7 protein-coding genes and 1 pseudogene are annotated in these 5,026 nt (G+C 64.6%); 4 read left to right on the forward strand and 4 right to left on the reverse strand.

Annotation, left to right across the window (positions count from 1 at the left end; genetic code table 11):
• Positions 1-128: 128 nt before the first annotated feature.
• The 3 genes and pseudogenes from ACM6LR_RS39190 to ACM6LR_RS39200 form a co-directional block, all read left to right on the forward strand.
• Positions 129-350, forward strand: a pseudogene (locus ACM6LR_RS39190) (transposase); the annotation flags it as partial.
• 43 nt (positions 351-393) lie between these two features.
• Positions 394-1,164: an IS3 family transposase gene (locus ACM6LR_RS39195; RefSeq protein ID WP_414945644.1), complete on the forward strand. Its 771-nt coding sequence runs from the start codon at positions 394-396 to the stop codon at positions 1,162-1,164.
• The gene (locus tag ACM6LR_RS39200; protein ID WP_414945645.1) at positions 1,098-1,298 is read left to right on the forward strand and encodes an IS3 family transposase; all 201 of its coding nucleotides are present in this window, start codon (positions 1,098-1,100) and stop codon (positions 1,296-1,298) included. Before ACM6LR_RS39195 ends, ACM6LR_RS39200 begins: the two co-directional genes overlap by 67 nt.
• 148 nt (positions 1,299-1,446) lie before the next feature.
• On the opposite strand, the gene ACM6LR_RS39205 is transcribed toward ACM6LR_RS39200, so the two are convergent.
• The 3 genes from ACM6LR_RS39205 to ACM6LR_RS39215 form a co-directional block, all read right to left on the reverse strand.
• On the reverse strand, positions 1,447-1,611 hold the full coding sequence (locus tag ACM6LR_RS39205) for a tetratricopeptide repeat protein (RefSeq protein ID WP_414945639.1): 165 nt from the start codon (positions 1,609-1,611) through the stop codon (positions 1,447-1,449).
• A 62-nt stretch (positions 1,612-1,673) separates the two neighbouring features.
• Entirely contained in the window at positions 1,674-1,958 is a 285-nt protein-coding gene (locus tag ACM6LR_RS39210) for a hypothetical protein (RefSeq protein ID WP_414945640.1), read from the reverse strand.
• Between the two features lies 1 nt (position 1,959).
• On the reverse strand, positions 1,960-2,814 hold the full coding sequence (locus ACM6LR_RS39215; RefSeq protein ID WP_414945641.1) for an NAD(P)H-binding protein: 855 nt from the start codon (positions 2,812-2,814) through the stop codon (positions 1,960-1,962).
• Between the two features lie 82 nt (positions 2,815-2,896).
• Here ACM6LR_RS39215 and ACM6LR_RS39220 point away from each other — a divergent pair, with 82 nt between their 5' ends.
• Complete coding sequence (locus ACM6LR_RS39220; protein ID WP_414945642.1) at positions 2,897-3,853, forward strand: AraC family transcriptional regulator; 957 nt, start codon at positions 2,897-2,899, stop codon at positions 3,851-3,853.
• 386 nt (positions 3,854-4,239) lie between these two features.
• Here the strand turns inward: ACM6LR_RS39220 and ACM6LR_RS39225 are convergent.
• The coding region (locus ACM6LR_RS39225; RefSeq protein ID WP_414945643.1) for a transposase at positions 4,240-5,026 on the reverse strand (787 nt) is incomplete at its 5' end.

The following is a 5,026-nucleotide window of genomic DNA, read 5'->3' on the forward strand; positions in this document are numbered from 1 at the left end:
TGCAGCCTTGCCGCACGACATCCCGGACTCTCTACCGGGGAGATATCTGGCCGTCTACGGGGAACCCGGTGGCCATCAGCGGGGCCTTATCTGGCCGCCTATGGGGAGTATTCACTGGCCACGGACACATGGGTTCGACACGCCACCGATTTACCGAGGAGTACAAGGCGCAGGCGGTAGCGTTCGTCATCGATGACAATCGGCCTATTGCCGAGGTCGCACGCAATATCGGCGTGCACGAGATGACACTGGGGAAATGGGTGAAGAAAGCCAGGGAGTCCGACGAGTCGGCAGACAAGCCGTTGGAGAATTCCGAACGCGCCGAGCTGGAGCGATTGCGAGCGGAGAACGCCGAGTTGAAGATGCAGGTCGAGTTCGCAAAAAAGTTGCGACCTGGTTCGGATGAGACAAGCAGTGAAATTCGCTGCAATCGCGGACTGGGCGGACTCCGAGAACTTCCCGGTCGAGTTCATGTGCCGCGAGCTGGGCGTGTCCCGCTCGGGCTACTACGCCTGGCGTCGCCGCGCGCCGAGCGACCGCGAGCAGGCCGACGCGGGCCTGCTCGTGGTCATCAAGGCCGTCTACGAGCGGCTGCGCGGCAACCCCGGCGTGCGACGGATACACGCCGAGCTCGTCACGCTCGGGCACGCCGTGTCCCCGAAACGGGTCTGGCTGCTCATGCGCGACGCCAGCCTGCAAGGACGCCACCCCAAGCCCTGGAAACGCACCACCGTCGCAGGTCAGGCGCCCGTTCCGGCGCCCGACCTGATCGGCCGCGACTTCACCGCCGAGGCGGTCAATCAGCGCTGGTGCGGAGACATCACCTACGTCAAGACCTGGGACGGCTGGGCCTACCTGGCCACCGTCACCGATCTGCACTCCCGCGCCGCGGTCGGCTGGACCGTCGCCGAGCACATGCGCACCGGCCTGGTCACCGCAGCCCTCGACATGGCCCTCGCGCGCCGCCAGCCAGACGGTGAGGTGATCTTCCACAGCGACCGCGGCACCCAATACACCTCTGGCGAGTTCGCCGATACTGCACGAACAACGGTATCCTCCTATCCCTTGGACGCACTGGGATCTGTTACGACAACGCGATCTCGGAATCATTCTTCGCGACCTACAAGAAAGAACTCATCCACACTAAACCATGGCCAACCGTGAAACACGTTAAAAACGACACCTTCGACTGGATCGAAACCTACTACAACACCCAACGACGACACTCCACGCTCGAATACTTGACACCCCAAGAATACGAGCTAGGATACAGGGAAATCAGCCAAATCGCGGCCTAAACCCGCGTCCACAAAAGCGGGAACACCCTAATCAGCCTCTGCCCTTGGAAGATCGGCACCATCGTCACAGCCCCCCTCGTCATCCTCCACAACGACCACGACCGCACAACACGATCACCCACAGCGACCAGCCGTTACCCGGAAAGACTCAATGCCCTCGGGCTTGCGTCGGGTCCCCTTGGTCCCTGGCTGTCTTGCTGAGTTGTTCCAGGGCGCGTGCCTCGCGGCGGTGGTCGCCGATCTCGCGACAGATCGCCAGTGTCTCGAGGTAGAGGGCGCGAGCCTGGTCAAGGTACTTCTGGCGGCGAGCCATGGTGCTCGTGGTGCATCGCTGGTGCTATGAGCTGACCGAGTGTCCGACGAGGGCTCGGCGCATCACGACTTTGCCGATGACTCGACCCGCGTCGCGCGTTGTAGGGCGTTCGTGACCACGGGCATCAGTACGCAGACCATGGCGGGTACGAGTACGGCGGTCAGGATGAGCGTGCGCAGCGGCAGGGCGAGTTGCGAGAAGCCGAGGTGTTCGAAGAGCCACAACGCGAGGGTCAGGGCCGGGTAGATCGACAGCCACATGGCGAGCGCTTGAACCAGGCGGTGAGGACCGTGGCCGCCGGTGGTCATGTGGTGCCTGGTCGAGCTGTGCTCTGACTTCCCGAGCACGTCAGGCTCCACCAGAGGACGCAGCATGGGCATCCCAGACACCAGTTGCGGCGGTTTTGTGAGCATATTCCGCGAAGTCGCGGGGCGGCCGGCCGAGAATGCGCTCGACGGTGTCGGTCACCTTGGCCCTGTGGCCGTCGAAGACCTCGACCATCAGGCTGGCCAGTTGCTTCGCGTACTCGGCCGGCACGCTTCGCCTGGTCAGCGATGAGACGAACTGCTCGGGCGTGACCGACAGGTAACGAACCTCCCTGCGGGTCACCCTCGCTATCTCCCCGACAGCATCGGCGAAGGTGAGCAGTCGTGGTCCGGTCACGTCGTGGATCCGGCCGGCATGGCCGTTCTCGGTCAGCGCCGCGACGGCTACATCCGCGATGTCCTCTGCGTCAGTGAACGGTTCCGCGACGTCGCCAGCCGGAAGTGCGACCACACCGGCCCGGACCAGTTCTACGAGGAACGCCTCGCTGAAGTTCTGCGTGATGAACCCCGCTCGCACGATGGTCCACTCCGCACCCGAGTCACGCACCGCCTGTTCGCACCGCTCGGCCTCGTCAGCACCGCGGTCAGCAAGCAGGACGAGGCGCCGGACGCCGCGGGCCACTGCCAGGTCTGCGAAGGAACCCACGGCCCTGGCCGCGCCGGGGAACGCCGCATCAGGATAGAAGGCCACATAAGCCGCGTCCATGCCTCGTAGCGCGGGTTCCCACGTGGTGTCGTCCTGCCAGTCGAAAGGCGGCTCAGCACGCCGTGAGCCAACCCGTACCGGCATGTCACGCGCTACGAGCCCGGACACAACCCGACGTCCGGTCTTGCCGGTCCCCGCGAGGACCAATGTTGTTGGCGCAGTCGCTGTCATGATCCACAGTCCACCGGAATGCCGGGCTACGGGCCATGGTCGAGGCTCGCAGATCCATAATGGCGCGTCTTACACTGCGCTGGTGGACCCCTTGTCGATTTTGCTCGACGGAGCCAGGGCCAGGGGGGCGTTCGTGCTGCGGACCGCCCAGAACCCACCCTGGTCGGTGCAGGTGCGAGACAGGGCGCCGCTCAGCGTAGTGGCCATCCTGCGCGGGACGCCCTGGGTTGTGCCCAGTGCCGGCGCTGCGGTACGGCTCGACGTGGGTGATATCGCGATGATGCGTGGCCCGGACGAATTCACCTTCGCCGATGATCCCCGCACTCCGATCCAGGTGGTCGTTCAGCCCGGCCCCCGACGGACGACCCCAGCAGGCGTGGAGCTGCCCGAGGCCGCGGACACGGGTGTGCGCACCTGGGCCAACGGCATGCGAACCCGCGACGACGGCGCGGACGGCACGTCGGTGCTGCTGATCGGCAAGTACCGGCGACCAGGCGAGATCGCCATGCGACTGCTCAACGCGTTGCCGCCCCTTCTGGTCATCCCTAGCGCCGCCCACGGCGAATCCGCGGTGGTGTCGCTACTCGCCGAGGAAACCGTGCGAAACGAACCGGGCCAAGATCTCGTGCTCGAACGACTTCTGGATCTCCTGCTAGTCGCCATCCTCCGCGCATGGTTCATCAAGCCCGATGCCGATGCGCCGGCCTGGTATCGAGCCAACGGGGATCCCGTCGTCGGGCCCGTCCTGCAACTCATACACGGCCACCCGGACCATCCGTGGACGGTGGCCGCGCTCGCCGGGCGGACCGGGGTGTCCCGAGCGACGTTCGCCCGCCGCTTCACTGACCTCGTCGGCATGCCACCAATGGCATATCTCACCGAGTGGCGAATCGACCTGGCCGCCGATCTCCTCAAAGAGTCGGACGCCACGATTGGCTCCCTAGCCCGTCAGGTTGGTTATGGCAGCGCATTCGCGTTCAGCGCCGCTTTCAAACGAGCCCGCGGGATCAGTCCACAACGCCACCGCGACCGGATGTGACCGCCGGTCCTGGAGCGCGGGCATCGAGTCCAGGCGCTTTGGCGGCGCTACTACGGGGCTAAGAGTGACCGGCAAGTGATGTTGAGGCTCCGCTGCACGATGCCGGTTCCGCCCGAGGGCCGTTCAAGGTCCGGGTAATGGGTACCGCGGTCCGGTCCGCCGAGGATACGGTGCGCCTCGGGATGTCCATGTCCGAGTCCCCTGTACAGGGTCGCGAACTCGTACTACCTCCGCACGCACCAAGTGTGAAGTGCGCGTAGTGCGTCCACATGCATCCGTACGGTAGCCGACCTGCGTTACCGAGGCCTTCCCGCCGCGCAGGTTCTGCGCGACCTCCAGCAGCCGGTCATCGCGGTAGTTGTCAAGTCAAGTGAGACAGGTTGTGTTTAGAGCACTGGGGTGGGCTGGTCAGCGGGCCGGTTGATCCAGGCCGCTTCGGGAAGTTTGGGTGGTCGTGGGCGGCGCGTGAAGCGTTCGGGGTGCTCGGCGTAGGCCTGGTTGAGGGTGATCTGCCGTTGGGCGCGGATCTGCTCGGCGATGCCGAAGTGCGCCGACGCGGGGGTGTGCATCCCGATCCCCGAGTGCCGGTGCTCGTGGTTATAGGCCATGAAAAAGCCGTCACAGAACGCGCGTGCGTCTTCCAGTGACCCGAATCGGTCGGGGAAGTCGGGCATGTATTTCAGGGTTTTGAACTGGGCCTCCGAATACGAATTTTCATTCGAGGTGCGCGGGCGGGAATGGGACCGGGTGACACGGAGATCGACGAGGAGTTCCGACACCGGTTTCGAGACCATCGCACCACCACGGTCGGCGTGGATGGTGTGCGGCTGACTACCGTTGCGGTTCATGGCGTCGTCGAGGAAGTCTTTCGCCACGACCGCGTCCTCCGCTGCGGCGACCAGCCAGCCGGTGACATAGCGGGAGTAGATGTCGAGGATGGCATAGCATTTGTACCAACTCCCTTTCGCGGGTCCTTTCAGTGCGGTGATAGGGCGTGTCACGGTAACCGTGTAAGCCAGAGGTGTACCAAGATCGACTTGCTGGTTTAGCGGTCGGAAGGGACACTGAGTGACACAGGACATATCGTCTCGTCGGGGTGATGAGGCGGCATCGCGGCGGCTCGCGGACGCGTTCTCGCCGTCCACTATTGACGCGTTGCTGAAGGACGCGAAG

The organism is Amycolatopsis sp. cmx-11-32 (assembly GCF_047608695.1).
In the GTDB taxonomy this organism is placed as follows: Bacteria; Actinomycetota; Actinomycetes; order Mycobacteriales; family Pseudonocardiaceae; genus Amycolatopsis.